Origin of the sequence: Aminicella lysinilytica, assembly GCF_004362975.1 — a bacterium.
Lineage (GTDB): Bacteria > Bacillota > Clostridia > Peptostreptococcales > Anaerovoracaceae > Aminicella > Aminicella lysinilytica.
Genome location: NZ_SNXO01000009.1, coordinates 30,938 through 55,960, shown reverse-complemented (window position 1 = coordinate 55,960; position 25,023 = coordinate 30,938). Strand labels below are relative to the sequence as shown.

The window sequence follows — 25,023 nt, the reverse complement described above, 5'->3', positions numbered from 1 at the left end:
TCCCAATATTAGGATTCCATAGACAGATTATTATGAAAATATGGGCGAATACTGGTTTATAATTGATATATTATATGGCATACATATTGCATAATAAAAATACTATAGGTTATTACTTATTCATTATTATTCATTTGTTTATAGGAGGAATTATCAATGATGAATTTTATTTGGGTCGGCCTAGTTGTAATCGCAATAGTATGCGGTGTATTTACAGGTCAGATCGCCGATGTGCAGCAAGCAGTATTTGATTTTGCTGACGATGCAGTTAAGTTAGTATTTGGTCTAATTGGAATTATGGCATTTTGGTTAGGTTTAATGAGGGTGGCAGAAAAATGTGGACTTACACAAAAATTGAGCCATGCTTTAAAGCCAATCATGAAGAGACTATTCCCTGATGTACCACCTGAACATCCAGCAATGGCTTCAATGGCAATGGAAATAGCTGCAAATATGCTTGGTTTGGGCGATGCGGCTACACCGTTTGGATTAAAGGCAATGGGAGACTTACAAACATTAAACAAAACTAAAGATACCGCTACAGACGCTATGTGTATGTTCTTAGCAATTTCAACTTCTTCAGTTACAATCATACCTACAACCGTTTTGGCGTTTAGATCGTCAGCGGGTTCGGCAAACATAACGGAAGTAGTTGGGCCTATGTTATTATGTACGATTATTTCAACAGCAACAGGTATCATTTGCGCCAAGATTTTCTCTAAAACAAAAATGTGGAAACTTGAAAATGTTTTAGCTAAAGAAAAAGCAGAAGGTTCATTTATTCCTAATAACTATTATGTTCCATGGGAGGCTACTACAAAAGAAGAGATTGCTGCAGCAACAGAAAAAGTTCATTTGGCAGTATTAAAGGCTAGTGCTGATTCTGGATCAGGAGAAACTGACACAGAAACTGTTAATGAAGCTGAAAATGAAGCATGAGTAGGGAGGTAAAGAATGTTTATAACAATAATGGATTATATTTCCAAATATGCGTTACCGGTTGTTATTTGCGGTATTCCACTATACGCAATATGTAAAAAAGTAAGAGTGTATGAGGTGTTTTGCGAAGGCGCAAAAGAAGGATTTAATGTTGCAGTTAGTATTATTCCGTTTCTAGTATGTATGCTATGTGCAATTGGCATGTTCAGGCAATCTGGAGCAATGGATATTTTAGTAAAAATAATTGATCCACTTACTAGTTTGTTAGGATGCCCTGGAGAAAACTTACCTATGATGATTATGAGATCATTTTCAGGAGGTGCAGCCCAAGGCATGATGGCCGATTTGTTTAAAACGTATGGCGTTGATAGCCAAATTGGTAGGATAGCGTCGGTAGGAATGGGGTCGACTGAAACAACATTTTACGTTATCGCAGTGTACTTCGGATGTGTTGGTGTTACTAAAGTTAGACATGCCATAGCAGCTGGATTGATGGCTGATTTGGCTTCATTTATTGCAGCAGTATTAGTTGTTAATATCATTTGGTATTAAAATGTTAGGTAATTGTAACTACGGATTGGAGTGGTTTTGTGAAATATCCTAAGAAATTAAGTAAAGGTGATACTATAGGATTGGTTGCACCTAGTTCATTCGTTCCCAAAGAACGAGAATTAAAATGTAAAGAAGTTATTGAATCGCTTGGATATTCAGTAAAAATGTCAGACAATATTTCTGATAATTACGGTGGGTTTATGGCTGGCGATGGCAAAACTAGAGGCATGTGGATTAATAAAATGTTTGCTGATCCTGATGTAGATGCAATATTCTGTGTCAGGGGAGGCGATGGCGGGAGTCGTGCTATGTCATATATCGATGTTGACATAGTCAAAAGCAACCCTAAAATATTTGTGGGCTATAGCGATATTACCAGCATGCATCTGCTGTTTAACCAAAAATGTAATTTGGTGACCTTCCATGGCCCAATGGTATCATCAAATATGATAGATGATTACGATGAACAGACAGCAAAAAGTTTGAAAGATGCTATTAATGCAGATGAGTATTATGAATTTAAAAATACTAATGGATTTGATATTGAAGTATTAAAGGACGGGATGGCAGAAGCCCCAATAGTAGGAGGAAATCTATCACTTCTATCAGCATCTATCGGCACTCCATATGAAATACAACCGAAAGGGAAGATACTATTTATCGAAGAAGTAGGTGAAGACGTACCTCGTTTGGAACGGTACGCTTACCATTTGAAGGATGCAGGCAAGTATGATGGAGTGGCTGGAATTATTCTTGGTCAGTTTGCTGATTGTGGCAATGAGGTAATGCCTGAATATACACCGGTTAAAGATTTCGAAGATATTCTGAAAGATATAAAAGTACCTATTATGTATAATATACAATCAGGACACGACACACCAATGATGACGATACCATTAGGTGCAGTCTGCAAAATGGATACCAGTAGTAGAAGCATAAAGTTTAAGGTGGAAAGATAACCACTACCTGTAACTACTATCGAGAATTCTAATGCAATAACATATGGAATAAGGAGAATAATGTGGATAATTTTATTACATTTTTTACATGGTGGATACCTGAATCTATAATAGGATTCTTGAGCGGAAATCCAATTAAGATTATTGGTACTGTTGGAATAATGATATGTTTTGTTGTAATTATAAAACGAGGCATAAGACAAGTTCGGGCAGGTAGAAAATAACACAATATAATCAGCTTATATTGAATTTGGTGGCATGAGAGGAATCTTTCGTGCTACCAAATTAATAGTGTTGATTAATTTCATATACGGGTTTTACGCTCTAATTGGTTTTAGCAAAGCGAGTTCACTAACAAGAATACACCGTTCTGAAATCGGGACGATTTATATGGATTTTTGTACACGGAAGAGAGAAAATCACCGATAAGCCTTGCAAATTATCAGAAAAATGGCTATTTATGGCTTGGCATCATTTTTGCTTGATATATTCCCGTAATTGACTTTAATCATTAAACGGAGAGCTATAAGTTGATAAGGAGAGAAAATGATAAGAGAAATTAAGAACGACAAATTGTATTTTGACGGCTGCGATACTGTTGAACTGGCAGAGAAGTATGGCACGCCACTATATGTCTATTCTGAGAGCGACATTGTAAGCAGATGTTCAGAAATCAGGGAAAGTTTCATGGACAAGTACCCGAGGACCAGAGCGGCTTATGCAGCCAAGGCTTTTTTCACCCTTGCAATGGCGGATATATTGAACAAAGAGGGAATGTGTGTAGATGTTGTCTCCGGAGGCGAGCTTTATACAGCTCTTAAGGCAGGCTTCCCCGTTGAGAGAATCGAGTTCAACGGAAATAATAAATCCTATGATGAAATCAAACTGGCAGTTGAAAATCATATAGGCAGGATCATCATCGACGGACCTCAGGAATTGTCGCTGATCGAGCAGGCCTGCAGAGAATGCAACACTACTATCAAGGTTTTGTTCAGGATCACGCCGGGCGTAATGAGTGCAACACACAAGTACATCACTACAGGCGGAAAGGATTCCAAGTTTGGTATTCCTATGGATGATGAGGTGATATTGCCTCAGATCAAGGCTGCTATAGATTCTAAATATGTCGAGTTCTACGGCTTACATTTCCATGTGGGTTCACAGTTATTCGACAACCAGTCATATCTCATGGCATTGGATGTATTGCTGGGTCTGGTAAAGAAAATCAAGAAGGCTTATGGATACGACATTAAAGAGATCAATGTAGGTGGAGGATTTGGCGCCACATATATAAATGAAGAGAGAAAACCATATAGTTATTTCCTGGATCCGATAATGGAGAAAATCGAGGATTACTATAAAAATGCCGGAGTTGAGAGACCTAATGTAGTAATTGAACCGGGCAGAAGCATTGCCGCAGAAGCTGGCATCATGCTTTACACAGTTGGAAGTATCAAGGAAATTCCAGGCATCAAGACATATATATCCGTAAACGGCGGCATGACAGATAATATCAGGCCGGCTCTTTATCAGGCAGAATATACAGGAGTGATCGCCAATAAGGCAAACGAGCCGAAGACAGACACAGTTACAGTCTGCGGCAAGTGCTGCGAGTCAGGTGACATTCTGATAAACAATCTAGAGATCGCGCATCCTCAGGCAGGCGACACATTCGCAGTATTCGCCACAGGAGCCTACGGTTATTCCATGGCAAGCAACTACAACAAGAATCCTATCCCTGGAGTTGCCCTTGTCAAAGATGGAAAATCAAGAATGATCGTAGAACATCAGACTTATGACAACATGATATCCAGAGAACTAAAATAGACCTTGTAAATAGGATGGTAAAATAAATAATTAGCGGCAAAAGACACAATGAGAATTTTCATTGTGCCTTTTGTTATTCGACTTTAAGGTTAAAACTACAACGCGATGTTGTTTTCACCTTAAAATCGCGTTTACCACTGTTTTTCGCAAAAGTCCAGTAGATTAGCGCTTCTAACTGTGATAAAATATACCTATGAAAAAGACAGCTTTAGTCACCGGCGGGTCGAGAGGCATCGGCCGGGCGACAGTACGGAAATTAATATCGGAAGACTATCAGGTCGCTTTTTGTTACAAAGAAAGCGCTGAAGAGGCCGCAGCCCTGGTGAAAGAGACCGGGGCCATGGCTATCAGGTGCGACGTGGCTAACAGGGAGCAGACCTTTGTATGTGTAGAAAGCGCCTGCAGAGACCTGGGCAAGCCGGCCTTTGATGTAGTCGTGTGCAATGCCGGCGTCAGCCTCATCGGGCTGTTTACCGACATGACAGCCGCCCAATGGGAGACTTTGCGCGGGGTGGACCTGGACGGCGTGGTCAACGTTCTTCAGGCGGCGATCCCGGCCATGGTCAGCGACAAGCGGGGCAGCATCGTCCTGACATCGTCCATGTGGGGCGTCACGGGCGCGTCATGCGAGGCGGGCTATTCGGCGTGCAAAGCCGCAGTCATCGGCCTGGGCAAAAGTCTTGCCAGGGAGCTGGGCCCTTCGGGGATCCGGGTCAACTGCGTGGCGCCGGGGGTCATCGACACTGACATGAACGCTGAGCTGACGGAAGCTGACATAGAGGCCCTGAAGGATGAAACTCCTCTCTGCAGATTGGGGACTGCGGAGGAAGTGGCGGAGCTCATAAGTTTCCTCGCTTCAGAGAAAGCGTCATTCATTACAGGACAGGTAGTTGGAATCGATGGGGGTTTTGTGGTATGATATACCACAGGAGTGTTTTATGGAGATAGTACAGGGAATTCTAGAGGGCATAGGAAAATTTTTCGAGAACATCATGGAAAGCGCCACGACAGTGTTTACGGCGACGGACAGCGTCGCGCTCATATACACGGCGATCGTCAGATGGGTCTTTATTTTCCTCGCCCTGTTTATATTGCTGAAATCGATACTGTCCCTTCTGAAGAGTAAGAACCCTTCGGAAGTCTGGGCATACTTGCATATAGGCGATTATGAGAATCTGCCGCTTACCCATTGGGAAAACGTCATCGGCAGAGCCAAGAGCTGCGACATCCAGGTGGACGATCTGAGCGTTTCCAGGAACCACGGGACATTGACCCGTGACAACGACGGCATTTGGACATACATGGACCTGGGATCCAAGAACGGAGCCATAATCAACGGCGTCAAGGCCAGGCCTTACATACCGACAGAGGTAAAAGTCGGCGATACCATAATGCTGGGCGCCGCCGTCTGCACTTTGTTCCCCATCAGTCTTGAAGAGCACCGGAACAACGTACAGTTGCGGACCGAGGACACGCGGCTTATTTCACCGTGGCCATCACTTCTGGCAATAACTTTGTTCCAGATACTGACGGTCATCCAGTTGCATTTTGCCCTGGGCGAAAAATTCACTACCCTGAACATGCTGGCATTCGCAGGACTCTGCGCCCTTATGTGGGCCTATGTGATCATCCTCAGAACCATGCGCCGCAAAGGATTCGAGCTGGAAATCATAGCGTTTTTCCTGTCGACCCTGAGCCTGGCGGTCACGTCAAGTTGCCTGCCGGATCAGGTGTTCAAGCAGTTCATCGCTATCGGAGTCGGCGTGGCGCTGTTCTTCTTCATGTGCACTTATCTGAGGGACCTGGACAGAACTATCGAAATCAAGAAATTCATGTATATCGCGGCGGCACTGCTGCTGCTTTTCAACCTTGCATTTGCAACGACCAAGAACGGCGCTTCCAACTGGATCCAGTTAGGCGGATTTTCATTTCAGCCTTCGGAGATCGTGAAGCTGGCCTTCATCTGGGTCGGTGCCGCATCTATGGACGAACTGTTCCGAAAGAAAAATTCCCTCATATTTACAGGGTTTTCGGTTTTCTGCTTCGGCTGCCTGGCACTTATGGGTGACTTCGGCACGGCGATAATTTTCTTTGTCACATTCCTGATAATTTCTTTCCTGCGGAGCGGGGATTTTACAAAACTCATCCTGATCGTTGGCGTTGCCTTCGTCGGGGGTTTGCTGGTCATCAGGTTCAAATCCTACGTAGCGGACAGATTCGCGGTCTGGGGTCATGTCTGGGAGTACGCTGATTCCGCGGGCTATCAACAGACGCGGACCATGTCGGCCGCTGCCAGCGGAGGTTTTGTGGGACTGGGCGCCGGCAAAGGCTGGCTCAGAAATGTCGTGGCCTCGGAGACTGACCTGGTCTTCGGCGTTCTCGCCGAGGAGTGGGGCCTGATCATTGCAATCATGGCGGTCATGGCCATAATCACCTTGTCGATATTCGCCTTCCGGTCCATATGGGCAGGGCGTTCCACATATTACACCATAGCCGCATGCTCGGCTATGTCACTGTTCCTGTTCCAGACTATACTTAACGTTTTCGGATCCGTGGATCTGTTCCCGCTGACGGGCGTAACTTTCCCATTCGTAGCCAGCGGCGGAACATCCATGATAGCATCCTGGGGATTGCTGGCCTTCCTGAAGGCGGCGGACACGCGGCAAAACGCAAGCATAGCAGTGAGTATGTCGGACAAAGGTCTGACAAGTGAAGGGGGCGATGAACTGTGAAAAAGTTAGAAAAAAGAGCAGTGCTGTGCCTTTTGCTGGCGGCTGTGCTGTTTGCGGGCCTTTGTGTCTTCGTAGTGAAGTTCGTCCTGGTGGGCGACGACTGGGCGACATACTACGCCAACAGCCACATTTACGACAGCGGCAGGCTTTCCATCGGCAAAATCTACGATGTCAACGGCAATATCCTGGCGAAGAATGGCGGCGGCATCGTCAAATACAGCAGCGACAAAGAAACCAGAATGGCCACGGTCCACGCGGTTGGCGATATGGACGGCAATATTTCCACTTCGGCGGAAAGCGCCTTCAAAGATAAGCTTGTGGGTTATAACACGCTGACCGGCGTTTACAGTATAACGGGCAAAGGCAATGACATAACTCTTACAATTGATAAGGACATATGCAAAACGGCTTATGAGGCTCTCGGCAGTTACAATGGCTGTGTCGGCGTATATAATTACAAGACCGGCGAGATCATCTGCATGGTAAGCAAGCCGACTCTGGATCCGGCCGATCCGCCGTCAACTGTTGAATCTGGGACCTATATCAATAAGTTCCTGTCAGGCACCATAACTCCGGGTTCGATTTTCAAGCTGCTCACATCGGCGGCTGCTATCGAGAATCTGGATGATCTGAGTTCCTGGACTTATACCTGCAGCGGCACCCGCTATATTAATGGTGAGAAGATAACCTGTACTCAGGCTCACGGCACGGTAAATTTCCGCAGTGCCCTGGCCAAGTCCTGCAACTGCGGTTTCTCTGAGCTGACTCAGGAGATCGGTGCTTCGACTATGAAATCTTATGTTAAAAAATGCGGTCTGACTACGTCTTATGATATAGACGGCGTCCACAACGCCAAAGGTTCATTCGAGTTCCCGAGCAATGCAACGCTGAATCTGGCCTGGGCCGGAATCGGCCAGTGGAAGGATCAGTTGAATCCATGCTCGATGCTCGTGTATCTGAGTGCAATCGCAAATGACGGCAAAGGTACTGTTCCTAAGCTGATCCACAGTTCTCTCGGTACTTCGGAGAAAACTAATCAAATGATAGATTCAGCTACTGCCACCAAGCTCCGCAGTATGATGCGAAATAATGTCACGTCGGAATACGGCCAGTATAATTATCCGGGCCTGAAAATCTACGCCAAGTCCGGCACGGCAGAAGTGTATAATAAGAATCCGAACGCCTGGTTCGCAGGATTCATCAAGAATTCCAACTATCCTTACGCCTTTATTGTCTGCGTTGAGGACAGCGGTTACGGCAGCGCCGTCGCTGGCCCTGTAGCCAACAAAGTGCTTCAGAAGCTGGTCAGCACCAGCACCGCCGCGTCGAACTAGGGTGGGCTCTGCTGGCGGGGCGCCTGCTTGCTCGCCGATCGCCTGCCGGCTCGCCGCCCTGCAAACGCCCGCGTGCGTGGGCAGCCTGCGATACAAGGCGTGCGAAATGCCTTACTGTGGCAGTTGGGTATTGTTCCATCAATGGTACAGTTATGCATAGAAATATGCATAGCTGTTTTTTGTTCGTGAATGAGTGATTGCAACGATTACGAGGCGAGATATTTTAGAAATCCTTAGAAACTACCAGAAATGCAAGGGCATTTCGGCAGAGTTAGCGCAACGAAAAAATGCTTGAATAACAATTTGGTTGTCGTAACTTGCATATAAACGTGAGAGTATAGAGAATAGTAATGTATGTAACGTACCATTGATGGAACGATAGCCTATGTAAATGTGAGGCTATTATGTACGCATTATGTACGCGGTGACACACATTATTTACATAGCCTACTATCAATCGGCATACTATCGTCACATTCATTTCCTATAATAATAACTGTCAAAAGGAAATGACAAAAGAATTCATTAATCCTTTCAAAACATTCTTTCTCATAAATAACTCATAATAACCCAAATAATAAGATAATAACTAAGCACTTAAAAAATCCGAGCACCCACTCGGATTTTTTAGTGTTTACTTACGTTATAACCAGTAAGTACAATCATCTTTGGTTTTCGGTGTTATTCATATTCTCTCCTGCCATCTGGATATTCTAAATAGGCTTTTCGAGTCTTCTTATCAAATTTTGCTATTGGAACACCCTTAACCTTTTTAATTTCATTAGCAATTCTAACGGCCTCGTGGAATCTTAATGTTAATTCTTCGTCTGATACTCCACACATAGAATCTAGTTTGTTAGTTTCCTTAATCATACTGAATGCACCTCCTTGTTATGTCTATATTATACTATATCTGCAACAATAATGAAATCCAAACTTGCGATTTGTGGTTTCATCTGTAACTTCTTTTTATTGTAATCAACCCGGGCGCCCGCGGGCCTGAGCCTTTTGGGTGGGCTAGCCCGCGGCGCCGGTTTGGCATTATGATAAATCGGATTGCCATTAGGCGATTCAAATTGGTATAAATGGAAAATAAGAATGTACAGAAAATGGCTGGGAAGATCCCTGCGCACGTATTGGGCAAATATCAGGGACGATGGTGCGAATTAATTATTATTGTAAACCAAAATCGCACGTATTGGATTGATTGAAGAGGTCAAGGTGCGCGGTACTGGTAGTAGCGACCATAAATAGTAATATATGGAAGAAAATTGAGGACTAAACGCACTTTTTGTCCTCTCAAATAGCTGATACGTGCGCAGGAAATTGTTGTAATTCCAATATGCGCACCTCCATGCTCTGAGAATCCCAGATACGTGCGCGGAGGCCAGAATTTTTTGACCTAAGTGCACTATTTATAAAAAATATGAGTCGATACGTGCGCGAGCGCACGTATCGACCTAATTTAATAGATAGAGGTGCGGGCGGCCAAGGTGCAGTGGTCGGTGGCCCGACCTCTGGCCAAGGCGCCCGCGTATTATATTACGCTGCGCGGCCGGCAGCCGCCGGCTTACGCCGTGCGATTGGAGTCAGACCTGGAGCCCGAACCGTGGCTCGAGGCATCCGTGCGGCCGGCACTCGAACGGCCGGAAACCACAGAGGAAATTTTGTTCACCAAGATCGTCAGGACCAGGGTGACTAGAATGTCCGGCAGGGTGTTTCCGCAGATCAGGTCCACCGTCATCAAATAGCGATAGAGCACGAAGCCCACCGCCCAGACCGCCAGATTGCCCCAGCAGAAGGTTTTGGTGTGGCGGTCCTTTTTCAATATAAAGAAATCCGCCAGGAGGATCGCAATCATCGGCGCGAATACGGAGCCGATCAGGTACAGGAAGTTAGTGATGTCATCCATGGGGAAGGCCATAGCACAAGCCGTGCCCACGGCAGTAACAACCATAGCCGCGGTTTTGCCGTCGACCTTCGAGTGAATTGATTCCGAGGAAACGCCGGCGGAATATGCGTCCAGGAATGTGGTGGTCACCGTCGAGAAGACGATGATCAGAAGGCCGGCAATGCCGAGGCCCGCCTTCACCATAATCAAAGCAATGTCCGTGGTGCCGGTGAAAATCGCCGCACCCATTCCAATGAGATACATCCAGACACTCACTGCGCCGTAAGTCGCAGCACTGGTGAGAGTCGCGCCGAAAGGCTTTTCCGCCTCACGGGTGTAGTCGCTGATCAGCGGCAGCCAGGAAAGTGGCATGGCCACAGCCAGCTCAACTGCGGCACCGAAGGAAAGTGAGCCCGTCGTCACAGCCACACCGTGGCCACTGAAGAAAATCACTTTGCATAGGATCAGCGTCAGAACGAAGAGAGCCGCCATAGTCACAGTGTTGATTTTGCCCAGGTTCGTAATGCCGATGAGGATCCAGAGGACGATGAGCCCGCCGATGACTAAGCACCAGACCCAGTGGCCCACGCCGAAAATCCCGCCGGCGGCCAGGGCCCCGTCATAGATCATGATGGCCGTCCAGCCCACCAGCTGCAGCACATTGAGGAAAGCAAACAAAAGCCCGCCTTTGTTGCCGAAGCTGATTTTGGTGGTTTCCATGGAGCTGCGCCGTGACAGGGCGCCGATGTAGCCGGCCAGGAACAGCAGCACGCAGCCGATGCCGTGGCCGATGAGGATGGCGGCCAGACCTTTGGCCATGCCCAGCGGCGCGAAGTATGTCCCCGTCAGGATTTCGGCGATGGAAACTCCCGCGCCGAACCAGATGAGGCCGTTGTCAAAAATCGAGGTGCGCCTGTTACTCATGGCAACCACCTCCTTTGGCATGGGCGTTGCGGCCGGCGTCAACGCCAGAGCCGGCGTCAACGCCCGCGTCTAGCAAATACCCGTGGTCCATAGGCCCGCTGCCCGCGCCAAGATCCAGCATCGCCGCAAGAGCCCCCGACAAATAAGCCTTTGCGCCCTCGATAGAATCCTCCAGAGGCAGGCCTTTTGCGAGGCCCGACGCTATAGCGCTGGAAAGCGTGCAGCCCGTGCCGTGAGTGTTCGGATTGTCGATGCGCCTGCCGCGGAACCACCTGATCCCGCCGCGCCCGTAAAGCAAATCGTTGGCGTCATTGGTGTTGTGCCCGCCTTTGCACAGGACGTTGCAGCCGAACTTGCCGTAGATGGCCTTGGCAGCCGTGACCATGTCGTCAGGTGTTGCAATAGTCAGCCCGGACAAAATCTCTGCCTCAAGTATGTTTGGGGTGATGACTGTGGCGAGGGGCAGGAGTCGTTCACAAAGAGTACTCACTGCGTCTTCCGAAATCAGCCGTGACCCGCTGGTTGCAACCATTACGGGATCCACTACGATGTTGGTGGCCCCGTAGGCCGTCAGTTTGTCGGCGATGACGTCGATGAGTTCCGTCGACGAAACCATTCCTATTTTAACCGCGTCCGGGAAGATGTCCGCGAAAACCGCGTCCAGCTGCTCCCCCAAAAACTTCGGAGTTGCCTCCATTATATCTCTTACGCCGGTTGTGTTCTGGGCAGTGAGAGCCGTGACAGCGCTCATGGCATATACGCCATTCATTGTCATGGTTTTGATATCTGCCTGGATACCGGCGCCTCCGCAGGAATCGCTCCCCGCGATCGTTAATGCTACTTTCTTTTCCATGTTGTCTCCTAACATTAATTTTGTATTGCGACGGGAGTGGTGCCCCCAGATCCGCCGCGGATTTGTGATAGCTTGTTATGTAGTTGTTGGACTGGGTTGCGCTGGCTGGTTGGTCGGGATGCCGGGGCGCAAGGCTGTTGGCCGGTTGGCCGCGCACCTCCTTACTGCCATTTGGTCGCATAAGTGCCTGCGCGCAAGAATCAGGCTCAAAAAGGCTTCTGTGTGGCGGGGTAGTCTTTCTGTATCTGGTTCCGCGCAAGGATCGGGCTCAAAACAGTCTCGGTGTGGCGTATACAGGCTTCCATGATTGCAATTCCAATGGTTGCGCGCCACAATGCCTTTGGAATTTCCCTGAACCTTGCGTCTGTCACCGTAGAAATTTGCCTACGCGCCACAGTGCCCCTGAAATTTCCCTGATTCTTGCGTTTACTCCCATTGATATTCGGTAGCGCGCCACAATGCCTATCGTTTCAGGCCAATTCTTGCGCGTAGCGAGTCCGCCGGATTCCTCGTTACGAGTCCGCCAGATTCCCAATCTTGGCCGCGCACCTCCTTGCTGCCATTTGGTCGTATAAGTGCGAGCACGCACGTATTACCCTTTATCGAGGAACAAAGGTGCATTTTGGCAGATCCCAATTGTATTTCCGCACTTATTTCCCGTTCTCAGAGCATGGAGGTGCGCATATTGGAATTCCAACGATTACCCGCGCACGTATCAGCTATTTGAGAGGGAAAAAAGTGCGTTTAGAACTCAATTCTCTTCCATTAATTACTAATTATGGATCTCGCCACCAGTGCTGCGCACCTTGACCTATCAGATTGAACCGATAAGTGCGAATTTGGTTTACAATAATGAAAAATCCGCACTATCGTCTCCGATATTAGCCCAATCCGTGCGCAGGTAGGTTAAGCCAATATTTGTGGTTAATTCATTAGACAGATTCCGCGCAGCTAGTCCCGACTAATTTCGCGCAGCGAGTCCGCCGGATGCCGCACAACGCGCAGCGACCAACTTATTTCCCGATCATTTCCCGGGTCGCTTCTAGCAACCAAGCAGTCGCCGCCTCGATATCCGGCTGCCCGAATATGGCGCTGATTACTGCGATGCCGCAGATGCCGCTGCCCGCCAGTTCACCGGCATTCGACAGGGTTATGCCTCCGATTGCGATGACCGGAATACTGACCGCGTCGCAGATTGCGGTGAGCGTTTCGTGGCTCACTGGTATGGCGTCGTCTTTGGATCTCGTCGGGAAAACTGTTCCCACGCCCAGGTAGTCCGCGCCCCGCTTTTCCGCCAGGACGGCTTCTTCCACGGTTTCTGCCGAGACTCCAAGAATTTTTCCCGGTCCCAGTTTCGCCCGCACGTCGCCGGCTTCCATGTCGTTTTGGCCCACGTGGACTCCGTCGGCGTCCATGGCAAGGGCGATGTCTACATTGTCGTTTATAACAAAAGGTACTCTGTAGCTCCTGCACAGTCTTTGCAGGTCTTTGGCTTCGGCTAGGAAGTTGTCGTAGTCAAGCGCTTTTTCACGGAGCTGCATGAAGGTGGCTCCGCCGCGCAGGGTGTTTTCTACTTGGGAGTACAAAGTTTCGCCATGCAGCCAGTGCCGGTCGGTCACGGCGTAAAGGAGTAGGGCCCGGCGCAGGCTGTCGGCGTCAGGCCGACGGCCGCAACCTGTAGAGTCCGCGTCAGGCCGACGGCCGCAACCCGCAGAGTCGGCGTCAGGCCGGCGGCCGCAACTTGTTGCGGCCTGGTCAGTCATTGTTGCGGCCTGGTCGGCCCCGGTCTTACTTGATCTCATATTTAGCGCCTTCTTCCAGTGCGTCGCCGGTCATATTATACACGGCGTCGATGATGCGGTTTCTGTAAGTGGAGTTGCCGTCGCCGTGCTGCATACGGCTCCAGCCAATCTCGCCGGCAAGACCCATAGCGCAGACCGCCGCAGCCGCAGACTCCAAGCAGTTATCAGGATTCGCCACGATGAAAGCAGTCATAAGAGCTGACAACTGACAGCCCGTTCCCGTAATAAGCCCCATTTCCGGTCGGCCGTTTCTGATGACGAAGCATTTGTCGCCGTCAGTTACCAGGTCAATGGCTCCGGTAATTGCGATGATGGAGCCCGCGGCTTTGGAAAGATCCTTGGCAAATTTCACTGCCGACTCCAGAGAATCCTCCGTGACTGCGTCGGCAATGTCAGCATCCACCCCCTTCGTAGTGCCCGAGCCCGTAGCCAGAGTTTTGATCTCCGAGATATTTCCGCGGATCACGTCGAAGTGGATTTTGTGCATTAGGTCCAGGGCCGTGTCCGTACGCAGCCTGCTTGCGCCTGCTCCGACCGGGTCCAGGAGGATTTTGTGGCCCAGGGCGTTGGCTTTGGCCCCGGCCGCGAACATGGCCGGGATGGTGTTCCCGTTGAGGGTGCCGATGTTGATGTTCAGGCCGCCGCAGATGGCCGTGATGTCCGCCACGTCGTCGATGTCGTCGCTCATGATGGGGCTGGCCCCCGCCGCCAGCAAAACGTTGGCCACGTCGTTGACGGTCACGTAGTTGGTGATGTTGTGCACCAGGGCACTGTTGGTCCTGAGGTTATCAAATGATTCTTTAAACATATTGTTCCTTTCTGCCTTTGATTTTTGTCAGGGTACTTTCTGTACAAAAAAAACCGTAATGGAGAGACTACATACACGGTTAAAGGCCTGAAGAGGGGCAGCTCATACAAGTATCGCGTTTGCGCCTATGATGCTAACGGAGAACTTTGCCATAGCTTCAGCACACATACCGCTGTAGGCACTCACCACGGCAAATACAACGCAAGCAAGGTGACCGCTACGAAAACTCTGACCATAGCTAAAGACGGCACAGTGACAGGCCTTAAGGCCGGCACTACGACTATCTACGTAGTTGCTCCTAACGGATGCAATGCGGCAGTTGAAGTAATAGTTGAATAGACCTTAGAAAGTTCACACAGCGGAGGCTCCATTCGGGGCCTCTGCTTTTTTGGATATTCGGCCGATCTGTGATATAATTTCTTAATAAAGTCGTAAGAAATATATCCACTAAATCGCAATATCTGTGGGTTAGTATAGATTTGTAAACAGAAAGGGGACGGCAGATGAATATACTTGTTTGTGATGATGATAAAGAGATAGCAGGGGCTATCGAGATCTACCTGAGGAACGAGGGGTATCAGGTGTTCAAGGCATACGACGGGGTGCAGGCTTTGGACATAGTAGATAATCAGAAGATCCATCTTATCATTATGGACATAATGATGCCGAAAATGGACGGGGTACAGGCGACTATGAAGATCCGGGAGGAGAAGAACATCCCCATCATAATGTTGTCTGCCAGGTCGGAGGACTACGACAAGATAACAGGCCTGAACGTAGGCGCCGACGACTATGTGACCAAACCCTTCAATCCATTGGAACTTATTGCCAGGGTCAAATCCAATCTGAGAAGATATGTGGACCTGGGCAGTATGGAGAAGAAATCCGGGGTTTACAAATCAGGGGGACTTGTTGTAGACGATGAAGAGAAAACCGTGACCGTCGATGGGGAGGAGGTCGCAGTCACGCCTACAGAGTTCGGCATAATAAAACTGCTGGTAAAGGACGCGGGGCGCGTGTATTCCATGGACCAGATATACGAGGCAGTCTGGAAAGAGCCTGCCTACAATCCGGAGAATACCGTGGCAGTCCATATCCGGCGAATCAGAGAAAAGATAGAGATAAATCCTAAAGATCCAAGATATTTAAAGGTGGTGTGGGGAATTGGATACAAAATTGAAAAAATATGATAAAAGAAGGACAACGTGGCTGGTAAGCAGCATACTGTTCGTTGCCGGCGCATCAGTCACGTCATTCGTGGGCTTCCTGCTGTACTTTTTGTACGCGGCCCAGTACGGCGACTACGGTTACGTCGAAAAAACAGCGTCGGCATTCAGCAGCAGCGTGACATGGGTCTGGGCGATTTTCATCGCAGCCCTTTGTGTGACCTGCGTGGCCCTGGTCCTGTCCGTAATGAAGACCGGCAGGAAAGACTCCGACAACCGGATCATCTTCAACTGGTTTGATAAGCTGTTTGCGGATCTGCAGATGGTCATGGGCGTGTGCGTCGGCGCGGCTTATTTGGGCGCCTCATATTTCATAGCAACTGTCATACTGCAGGGGAAATGGGTGACGAACCTGTTCAACATCCAAGGCAGCATGTCGGACGATTACTGGGGCATCTTCGGAGACTTCGGCACGGAGGCCATGCGGCCTTACTGGCTGAGCATCTTCGGTTCGGCGTTGCTCCTGGCAGGCATCTTCGCCGTGGAGCTGGCCATCGTCCAGTCCATAGCAAGAAAGCTGAAGAGCAGGTGCTTCTGGAAAAAGACTGTCATCGGTGCCATATGTTACTACGGGGCCCGGGCTGTCAGCGCCAGCGACAAAACCTTCTCTAATGTGATGGTTTTCCTGATCCTGGCTGCGCTGATCTGCGCTACGTGGATAGGCACGGCGGTAATGATCGTGCTGATAATAATCTTCGTGCCGAAGTGGCTTGCAAAGTATCAGGCTATCAAGGACGGCGTCAACGAAGTGAAAAGCGGCAATCTTTCATACAAAATACCGGTGGAGGGCGATGGCGAGCTGGAGCGTCTGGCTGCGGACATCAACGACATCGGCGAGGCTCAGAACATAGCCGTTCAAAACGAACTGAAGAATCAGCGCATGAAGTCGGAGCTTATTTCTAATGTGTCTCACGACCTGAAGACGCCGCTGACTTCAATGGTTTCCTACGTGGACCTTTTGAAAAAGGAAGGCCTTGACAGTGAGAATGCGCCGGAATACCTGCGCATAATAGACGAAAAAACCAACCGCTTGCAAAAGCTTACTCAGGATCTTTTTGATGCTGCCAAGGCTTCCAGCGGAGACATTCCAGTAAACCTGGAGCGCATAGAGATGATTTCCATTGCTAATCAGGCCATGGCCGAGCTGGAGGAAAACCTGGCCAAGAACAATATCCAGGTGATCTTCACGCCAAAGGCAGAGGACGCCTACGTCATGGCCGACGGCCAGCTTCTCTGGCGCGTCATCGAAAACATGTTGACCAACGTCAGCAAGTACGCTCTGCCTAACAGCCGTGCCTACATCGACATCCTCGAGGAAGACGACAAAGTCCTTCTAGAGGTGAAGAATATGTCTCGCGATCAGTTGAACATTGACGCCGATGAGCTTATGGAGCGTTTCAAGCGCGGCGACGAATCCCGCAACACTGAGGGCAGCGGCCTTGGCCTGGCAATTGCCAAGGATCTGACCAACCTCATGGGCGGCGACTTCGATATCTATATAGACGGCGACCTGTTCAAGGCGACCGTCGCCCTGGCCAAAACATAAACTCTGGGCCCAAATGCTAAGGTTTGGCCCGAGGCGCCGGCCCCCAGCTGTAGCCCGGTCGTCAGCATAAGCGCAAGCTCCAGCCCGCCTGCCCGGCCCCGACGATTGCTCCAGCCCGCCTGCCCGGCGGGCTTTTTTAGTGGGGCCGCGCGATCCGGTCCAGCGTCGGCGGCCGGTTAGGGGCCGCCAGACATGTTTTCCAACAAAACCCCGTTTCGGACGCTTCAGAAAAGAACCCCCGCACGTTTTGGAAAAAATTCATGTCAAATAGTGCAGATCCAGTTTGTTGATGATCAATTTAGTCTGTTGAAATGATGACAACCCGACAATATTGCCAGTTAATTGGTAATATTGTCATATGTTGGAATGGGTCTGGGCCAATTCCGAGAGAAGTTCTTTTTTTAGAGGGCGATAATGGCGATTTGTTGGAAAACAACTTGGCCTATTGTTCCACCAATGGAACGATCATGCATGAAATCATGCATAGACTCCATGGGTGCGCCAGCCCGGATCTCCCGGCCTGCCATATTGCCAGACTTATTGGAATTGCTGGCATGTAGAACATCGCCACCCGTACCTGCACCAACTAAGTCATTTGAAACCACAGTACCTACAAATTTCCAGATGCGGAAAAATGATCGGAGAACATTTCCGTTATCGCAAATATGGCGTTGAGTATATTTTCCGGCGCTATATGTAATGCTTTGAGATGTCTTATGATGTCTTATGATGTCTTATGATGTCTTGAGATGTCTTATGATGATGGGGATCGCATCTGGTGCTGGCAGCAGATTCACGCAGGCGTTGCAAATAGGCCGCTGGCCGTCCGCTGGCCGCGTGGCCACTCCCTGCCTCAATTCGGCAGGGACGTTTTTGGTTAAGGTTTGCTAAGATGAATATGTTTATGCATAACTGTACCATTGGTGGAACGATAGTCTATGTATGCTGGGAGGTATTACGGACGGACATAATTGACGGATTGGACAATATATAAATGTTAATATTTGCCTGTTAACTATTGACATTTATTACCAGCTATGGTATGATTCATGTACATCGAAAGTAGCTGTAGAAAAAGTAAAAGAAGGCAGAAAACCATTCGGGTACGGCGATTACAAATACACTTTCACTAACGACTGCCACGAAGAATCAGGGTTGCAATTGAACGATAAAACGGCTAAAATATTCTTAAGTACTAAGGGAAACAAAGGACCTGTATCGGACAGGCTGATCGAGTTGCTCGGATATATAGAGCACCCGGAGAAAGTTCCTGAGAAGCCGCTCTATCGCAACATTGAAAACGAGGTAACGAAGGTGCGGATGGATCCCGAAGGGAGGCACAGTTATATGTTAGTAGAAGCAAAGATAATGGACGCTCGCAGATATGGTCGTGAAGAAGGCGAGAAAGTCGGTCGCGAGAGTGAAAGAAAAAATATGATCTGTAAAATGCTCGAATCGACGTCTAAAGAAGAGGTCTCTAAGTTGACGGGGCTGAGTCTGGAAGAAATCGAAGAGCTGATCAAGTAAAAATAAGTGCAGATGATTTTGACACGCTGATAATTATGATGTGCGGCTTTGCGGCCGCATGTTTTTTTGTGTAAAAAATAGCGGATGTCCGCCGCTATACAATTCCTACGAATAATATTTACTTTCCTTTAAATTTGGTGAAAACCCCGAATAAGTGTTTTATGATTTTTAGTCGTTTTTGGAATCAAAAATACGAAGTCGTAATTGGAATCTGAGTTATGGCGCACGTTTTAGTCGGATTCACCGATAAAAAGTGCGGATAATGAGCCACATCAAGGTCTTGAGGATACTCTTTGTACTGGCGTACGTACAATCAGTTGGCGGTTGTTTGGTCTACAATCAAGGAACGTGTATAATCATCGGATAATTATGCATGGTTTGATACTACGAATCAAAATTCGTATTTAAAAGAGAAAAATCGCGATTTATCATAAAACACATCAGCTGCGCGGCGAAGAGGCGCAGCGCACCGAAAATATGATCAGCTGCGCAGCGCACAGCGCCCGCGGCCAGCCTCGGCGCGAAAGCACAGCGCCCGCGGCCGCTCTCTGGCAGGGACATATAATAAATTCCATAATTTCCCAATTATTTCTGTAGCATTACACTTTTTTTTATGCTATAATATTTACAGTGACGCAAAATGCAGCGCACGGTGGCGAGCCACGGCGCGCCGGCCGAGTGCGGAGCACGGCGGAATGCCAGACGGAGCAAGCAGCGCACGGTGGCGAGCCGCGCCGCCGGCCGCGCATGAAAGCGCCGGCCGCTCATGAAAGCGCCGGCCGCGCATGAAAGCGCCGGCCGCTCATGAAAGCGCCGGCCGCGCATGAAAGTGCCGGCCGCGCATGAAAGCGCCGGCACAGATTAGTATATGGAGTGAGGAAATTTGAAGCAGTTTTTCGTAGAAGATTTAATTAAAGACAATGAAATAACGGACTTTTTCATGGTCAAGTCCATTGGGATCAAACTGGGTTCCAATAAGAAGCAGTATCTGGACGTGACACTGGGAGACAAGACCGGAGAAGTATCCTGCAAGAAGTGGGACGTAGACGACACAGAGGCAGCAAACCTTTGTAAAATAAAAGAAGGCGATATCGTCAAGGTCAGAGCACAAGTCACAGAGTGGCAGGGCATGACCCAGATGAGAGTCCTTCGCATTCGGGCAGCCAACGACGGCGACGGCTTGGAAATAGCCGATTACATTAAGGCCGCCCCGGAAAAGTCAGATGATATGTTCAACTATATCCACGGCGTAGCAGAGGCCATGGAAGACAAGGACCTGAGAGCCCTTTGTCTGAAGGAACTGGACGACAACCGTGACAGACTTATGTACTATCCGGCAGCATCCAAGAACCACCATGCCGAGTACGGCGGACTTTTGTACCATATGAAGAGAATGCTCATGACAGGCATCGCAGTCTGCGGAGTGTACACCGACCTGAATAAAGACATGGTCGCGGCAGGAGTAATCGTCCACGACATGGAGAAACTCAACGAGATAGAGTCCAACGAGTACGGCATTTCACCGGGATATTCCATGGAAGGCCAGCTGCTGGGGCATATCGTCATGGGAGTGAAATCCCTGGACAGGATCACCGCAGAGTTGGGATTCCCGAGAGAGAAAGCACTCATGATGGAGCATATGGTTTTGTCACACCACTACGAGCCGGAATACGGCAGCCCCAAGAAACCTTTGTTCCCGGAAGCAGAAGTACTCCATTACCTTGACATACTCGACGCCAGAATGTTCGACATGTTCGATGCCCTGGCGGCCACAGAACCCGGCGGATTTTCCGACCGGATATGGACACTTGATAACAGGAGATTATATAAACCCGAGGAGGACAAGTAATTGCTTAAATTCGATAAAGACGTGCTGAATGCACTTCAGGCCCTGGAGAAAGCGGGCTTCGAAACTTATGCCGTGGGAGACTGCATTATACAGTGGGCCAAGGGAATGGTTCCAGTTGATTGGGATATGGTCACCAAGGCCGGCCTGGAAGATATGAAGAAAGTATTCCCGGACGGAGAAGTCATCGACGAGGCCAACAGCATACTAAGACTGGACTTCACTCATGAAGTCGAGGATGATGAGGAAACATCACATATCGAGGGAGCCATCTGCGACATCACCACTATGGAAGGGACCATCCAGGAAGAACTCAGCAACTACGGTTTCACAGTTGCTGCCATCGCCGATAACCCGGAGAGGACAGTCATCGACGAATACGGCGGATTGGAAGACATCAAGAAGAAACTCATCAATACCATAGGCAACGCCGACGAATTATTCCAGGAAGAGCCAATCAGAATGATGGAAGCCATGAGATACGTTTCCGACCTGGGCTTCGACCTGCAGAAAGACGTATATCAGGCAATATTGAAAAACTGGAGGCTCCTGCTGAACCACAGCATCGCGCCGATCAGGCAGGAACTGGAACTGGTCCTGACAGGAGAATACACAGGCAAGGCTTTGAACATGATGGCCGACACGGGACTCATGGCAGTCATCTTCGGCGAAGAAGTATCGCGCAAAATGAACACTGGCGAAATGCAGCAGTTTATGACTTTGTGTAAGAATATAGATAAGACTAAGGCCCTCAGACTGAGAAGGCTGGGGCTGCTTTACACGGTATTCAACGAGAAGCACGGACTGGAGGCCATCAAGAGGATGAACTTCGATCCGGAAACAGAGGCCCATCTCCAGGATGCCATGACAGAAATGGTGAAGATCCAGTTCCTTTCCAACAGCTTGGAATTCAAGCGCTATGTCTGCGAACACGGACTCAAGCGTTACAATTACGTGCACATGCTGGCCAAGGCCCAGAGGATAGTTTACGATCAGCCGGCCATCAAGATAGAAGCGCGCAATCACCTCATGAGCGAGATCAAGATGAACAACGAGCCTGTTTTTGTTGAAGATCTGGTAATAGACGGCAACGACATCATGGAAGCCGGCATCACCGACAGCCCTGAGCAGGCCGAGGACCTACTTTACCAGGTTCTTGCCAAGGCCCATCAGGATCCAAGGAACAACGACAGGACCTATCTCCTGAAGATAGCTAAGAAATATTCCAAGAACAAATTCAAGGCCAAGTCCAGATATGTTCACTGGATGAGATGATCGAGAGAGAAATGGAAGAGAAAAAGGGCGTATTAACAGAGATCATATTTCATAATGAAGAAAACGGGTACACCATAGCCGAAATGGAGACTGACGACGAACTGATCACAGTAGTCGGCAATCTGTCCAAAGCGACTAAGGGTACCTGTTATGAATTGAGAGGAACCTTCAAGATCCATCCGAGATACGGGGAGCAGTTTGCCTTCACAGAGGCAGAAGAAGTGCTGCCGTCGTCTAAGGTGGGAATTGAGGGTTTTCTTGCGTCCGGAGTTATCAAGGGCATCGGCCCCAAGACGGCCACGGCCATAGTGAACATCTTCGGCGAGGATACCCTGAAAATCATGGAAGAAGATCCGGGTAAGCTGACGAGAGTCCCGGGCATAGGCAAAAAGAAGGTCGGGGATATAGCCAAGTCTTTCGCGGGTCACAGGGAATTCGCAAAGGTTTCCCTGTATTTTCAGGGCTTCGGCATACCGTCGGCTTCGGCCCTGCGCCTGTACAAAGCCTATGGCAAGGATTCCATGGAGCTGATCCGAGAGAACCCTTACAGGCTGGTGGAGGAGGTCTACGGCATCGGTTTCAAGAAGGCCGATGAGATCGCCGGAAAAATGGGTATCAATGGGGACAGCCCCTTCCGTATCAAAAGCGGCATCAAATACTGCCTGATGTTTTTCATAAGCGACGGCAACACATACATGCCTCAGGATGAGCTTTGTGAGCGGGTAGCCCAGCTCCTTGACCTGACCAGGGACCAGGTTTACGAATGCCTGGTGGAGATGGCCTTCACCGGCGATGTCAAGGTGGAAGATCTGGACGACATCAAGGTCGTGTACCTGTATTCATACTACGCCGCCGAGCAGAAAGTCTGCGCCAACATCGCAGACATAGCCAGAGGAGAGCTGAAGGTTTTGTCCGTGGATATAGACAAGACCATTGCCCTGACAGAGAAAGCCTCGGGGGTGGAACTTTCCGACCAGCAGAAAGCCGCCGTCAAGAAGTCCCTGACCAGCGGACTTTCCGTCATAACAGGAGGGCCGGGCACAGGAAAAACTACTATAATAAACACTATAATAAACATCTTCGAGGAGAGTGACCTGAAGGTAGCCATTGCAGCCCCCACGGGGCGCGCCGCCAAGCGGATAACCGAGACATCCGGCCACTACGCCTCGACTATACACCGACTCCTGGAATACTACTATTCCGAGGGCACAGCCGACATGCAGTTCGGCAAGACCGCCGAGGATCCTCTGGACTTCGACGCCGTCATAGTCGATGAAGCGTCCATGATAGATCTGATGCTCATGCAGGGTCTGACGGAAGCTATCAAACCGGGCACCAGACTGGTAATGGTGGGAGACAGCGATCAGCTGCCGTCAGTGGGCGCAGGCAATGTGCTCCTGGACATAATCCAGTGCGGGTTCATCCAGACATCCAAGCTGACGGAGATATTCCGCCAGGCCGAGGAGAGCATGATCGTGGTCAACGCCCACAGGATAAATCACGGAGAGTATCCTGAGATAAACGGCAGGAACACAGACTTCTTCTTCATGGAGAGGAACAACGAACGAGACATTCTGGATCTGATGATACAGCTGGTGACCAAACGTCTGCCGGATTACTATGACGGCATAGATAAGCTCAGCGACATACAGGTCCTGACGCCGACACGTAAGGGAATGATCGGAACGGCATCCCTCAACGAAGCCCTGCAGCAGGCTTTCAATCCGCCGAAAGCAGGAGTACAGGAGAAAAAATACAGAGACCACATTCTGCGGGCCGGCGACAAAGTCATGCAGATAAGGAATAACTATCAGCTGGCCTATAAGATCCCCGGAAGCAACGAAGACGGCCAGGGCATATTCAACGGCGATGTAGGTTTCATCAAAGCCGTAGACAATGAGTATGGCAAGGTGACAGTAGTTTACGACGATGAGAAATATGTGGAATACGACTTCACTCAACTGGACGAGCTGGAGCTGGCTTACGCTGTCACCGTTCATAAGAGCCAGGGCAGCGAATTCCCTATAGTTGTCATGCCCGTTTCCTGGTTCCCGCCTATGCTGGCCACCCGGAATCTGCTCTACACGGCTGTGACCAGAGGCAAGCGAGTAGTCGTCCTGGTGGGCATGGAAAATCGTCTGGACGCCATGGTCGACAACGACCGAATCAAAATGCGCTATTCGGGTCTTCGCCCGAGACTGGAGAAATTGCTATCGCTGGAATCCTGAAGAAAATTCTTGATCTGCTATATCCGCCGTCTCTCTACTGCGACTGCTGCGGAAATCTCATCGACGAGACCAGAACCTACAACCTCTGCGATCACTGCGTTCGCCACATCAAGTGGGACACAGGCGACATCCGCGAGAAGGACGGTCTCAGGATGCTTCGGTGCGCTGAGTACGGGATCTATGAGAGAACACTGATTTTTTCCTTAAAATACAACGGCAAAAAGTACATCGCCAGGGACATAGCCGCCATGATGAAGGACAGGCTGGCTCTGGCCGGCGTGGACTACGATGTTATCGTGCCCGTGCCCATGAATCACGACAAGGAGCAGACGCGTGGCTTCAACCAGACGTCGCTCATAGGCAAATACCTGGCAAAAGCCACCGGGAAAGATTTCTCGCCGGGGGCACTTCGCCGCACAAAAAACACCGCGCCTATGCGCGGCCTTTCACCTACGGAGCGTGAGATAAATGTCAGAGGATGTTTTGTGGCAGACGAAAAATGTAGGGAAAAGCTGCGTGGCAGACGTGTGCTTTTGCTCGACGATTTCTATACGACAGGCGCAACGGCCCTGGAATGTTACCGGGCTATGACGCCAGATGAGCCGGCCGATGTGATTTTCATTGCATTTGCGGCGAAATATTGATATAATGTCAAGGCAGTTATTCGGGTCTGTGGTTGAAAATCCATGCCAGATACGGGCAAAGGGATCCACGTAAACCGGGGCAGAGAGCCCCGGCGAGCATGGCGTATTCT

21 protein-coding genes are annotated in these 25,023 nt (G+C 49.3%); 16 read left to right on the top strand and 5 right to left on the bottom strand.

Translation table 11 applies throughout. The features are described 5' to 3' along the window. Positions 1–156 precede the first annotated feature (156 nt). The 8 genes from EV211_RS03725 to EV211_RS03695 all read left to right on the top strand — a co-directional run bounded on the left by EV211_RS03725 (position 157) and on the right by EV211_RS03695 (position 8,343). Complete coding sequence (locus tag EV211_RS03725) at positions 157–939, top strand: nucleoside recognition domain-containing protein (protein ID WP_133528092.1); 783 nt, start codon at positions 157–159, stop codon at positions 937–939. A 15-nt stretch (positions 940–954) separates the two neighbouring features. After that, complete coding sequence (locus EV211_RS03720) at positions 955–1,491, top strand: spore maturation protein (protein ID WP_133528091.1); 537 nt, start codon at positions 955–957, stop codon at positions 1,489–1,491. A gap of 38 nt (positions 1,492–1,529) precedes the next feature. Beyond that, positions 1,530–2,450, top strand: coding sequence for a S66 peptidase family protein (locus EV211_RS03715; protein WP_166635360.1), 921 nt, complete (start codon positions 1,530–1,532; stop codon positions 2,448–2,450). A gap of 62 nt (positions 2,451–2,512) precedes the next feature. Beyond that, positions 2,513–2,674: a hypothetical protein gene (locus tag EV211_RS10670; RefSeq protein WP_166635359.1), complete on the top strand. Its 162-nt coding sequence runs from the start codon at positions 2,513–2,515 to the stop codon at positions 2,672–2,674. 322 nt (positions 2,675–2,996) lie between these two features. Then, positions 2,997–4,277: a diaminopimelate decarboxylase gene (gene lysA / locus EV211_RS03710; protein ID WP_133528089.1), complete on the top strand. Its 1,281-nt coding sequence runs from the start codon at positions 2,997–2,999 to the stop codon at positions 4,275–4,277. 193 nt (positions 4,278–4,470) lie between these two features. Then, complete coding sequence (gene fabG, locus EV211_RS03705; RefSeq protein WP_133528088.1) at positions 4,471–5,196, top strand: 3-oxoacyl-ACP reductase FabG; 726 nt, start codon at positions 4,471–4,473, stop codon at positions 5,194–5,196. 19 nt (positions 5,197–5,215) lie between these two features. Continuing rightward, positions 5,216–7,009 (top strand): FtsW/RodA/SpoVE family cell cycle protein, encoded by a 1,794-nt coding sequence (locus tag EV211_RS03700; RefSeq protein WP_133528087.1) that lies wholly within the window; start codon positions 5,216–5,218, stop codon positions 7,007–7,009. Beyond that, complete coding sequence (locus EV211_RS03695; RefSeq protein WP_133528086.1) at positions 7,006–8,343, top strand: penicillin-binding transpeptidase domain-containing protein; 1,338 nt, start codon at positions 7,006–7,008, stop codon at positions 8,341–8,343. The genes EV211_RS03700 and EV211_RS03695 overlap by 4 nt, the downstream gene beginning before the upstream one ends. A gap of 681 nt (positions 8,344–9,024) precedes the next feature. Here EV211_RS03695 and EV211_RS03690 read toward each other — a convergent pair. The 5 genes from EV211_RS03690 to thiM form a co-directional block, all read right to left on the bottom strand. Further along, positions 9,025–9,216, bottom strand: a complete 192-nt coding sequence (locus EV211_RS03690) for a hypothetical protein (protein ID WP_243108542.1) — start codon at positions 9,214–9,216, stop codon at positions 9,025–9,027. Between the two features lie 697 nt (positions 9,217–9,913). Then, positions 9,914–11,158, bottom strand: coding sequence for a putative hydroxymethylpyrimidine transporter CytX (cytX, locus tag EV211_RS03685; RefSeq protein ID WP_133528085.1), 1,245 nt, complete (start codon positions 11,156–11,158; stop codon positions 9,914–9,916). Beyond that, entirely contained in the window at positions 11,151–12,011 is an 861-nt protein-coding gene (gene thiD / locus EV211_RS03680; protein WP_133528084.1) for a bifunctional hydroxymethylpyrimidine kinase/phosphomethylpyrimidine kinase, read from the bottom strand. Before thiD ends, cytX begins: the two co-directional genes overlap by 8 nt. A gap of 1,013 nt (positions 12,012–13,024) precedes the next feature. Then, positions 13,025–13,630, bottom strand: coding sequence for a thiamine phosphate synthase (gene thiE, locus EV211_RS03675; RefSeq protein WP_334295781.1), 606 nt, complete (start codon positions 13,628–13,630; stop codon positions 13,025–13,027). Between the two features lie 169 nt (positions 13,631–13,799). Next, positions 13,800–14,621 (bottom strand): hydroxyethylthiazole kinase, encoded by an 822-nt coding sequence (thiM, locus tag EV211_RS03670; RefSeq protein ID WP_133528083.1) that lies wholly within the window; start codon positions 14,619–14,621, stop codon positions 13,800–13,802. Positions 14,622–14,645: 24 nt separating this feature from the next. Here thiM and EV211_RS03665 point away from each other — a divergent pair, with 24 nt between their 5' ends. The 8 genes from EV211_RS03665 (at position 14,646) to EV211_RS03630 (ending at position 24,913) form a co-directional block, all read left to right on the top strand. Continuing rightward, a complete protein-coding gene (locus tag EV211_RS03665) occupies positions 14,646–14,960 on the top strand; it encodes a fibronectin type III domain-containing protein (protein WP_133528082.1) in 315 nt (104 codons plus the stop codon). A gap of 164 nt (positions 14,961–15,124) precedes the next feature. Further along, positions 15,125–15,811 carry a response regulator transcription factor gene (locus tag EV211_RS03660; RefSeq protein ID WP_133528081.1) on the top strand — a complete coding sequence of 229 codons (687 nt, stop codon included), beginning with the start codon at positions 15,125–15,127 and terminating at the stop codon, positions 15,809–15,811. Beyond that, positions 15,786–17,393: a HAMP domain-containing sensor histidine kinase gene (locus EV211_RS03655; RefSeq protein ID WP_133528080.1), complete on the top strand. Its 1,608-nt coding sequence runs from the start codon at positions 15,786–15,788 to the stop codon at positions 17,391–17,393. The genes EV211_RS03660 and EV211_RS03655 overlap by 26 nt, the downstream gene beginning before the upstream one ends. Positions 17,394–18,554: 1,161 nt before the next feature. After that, complete coding sequence (locus EV211_RS03650) at positions 18,555–18,920, top strand: hypothetical protein (protein ID WP_133528079.1); 366 nt, start codon at positions 18,555–18,557, stop codon at positions 18,918–18,920. 883 nt (positions 18,921–19,803) lie between these two features. Then, positions 19,804–20,769 (top strand): 3'-5' exoribonuclease YhaM family protein, encoded by a 966-nt coding sequence (locus EV211_RS03645; RefSeq protein WP_133528078.1) that lies wholly within the window; start codon positions 19,804–19,806, stop codon positions 20,767–20,769. Further along, entirely contained in the window at positions 20,770–22,041 is a 1,272-nt protein-coding gene (locus EV211_RS03640) for a tRNA nucleotidyltransferase/poly(A) polymerase family protein (protein WP_133528077.1), read from the top strand. It begins immediately after the preceding gene. A gap of 11 nt (positions 22,042–22,052) precedes the next feature. Next, on the top strand, positions 22,053–24,269 hold the full coding sequence (recD2, locus tag EV211_RS03635; protein WP_133528076.1) for an SF1B family DNA helicase RecD2: 2,217 nt from the start codon (positions 22,053–22,055) through the stop codon (positions 24,267–24,269). A gap of 152 nt (positions 24,270–24,421) precedes the next feature. Further along, a complete protein-coding gene (locus EV211_RS03630) occupies positions 24,422–24,913 on the top strand; it encodes a ComF family protein (RefSeq protein WP_133528075.1) in 492 nt (163 codons plus the stop codon). The last annotated feature ends 110 nt before the right edge of the window (positions 24,914–25,023 follow it).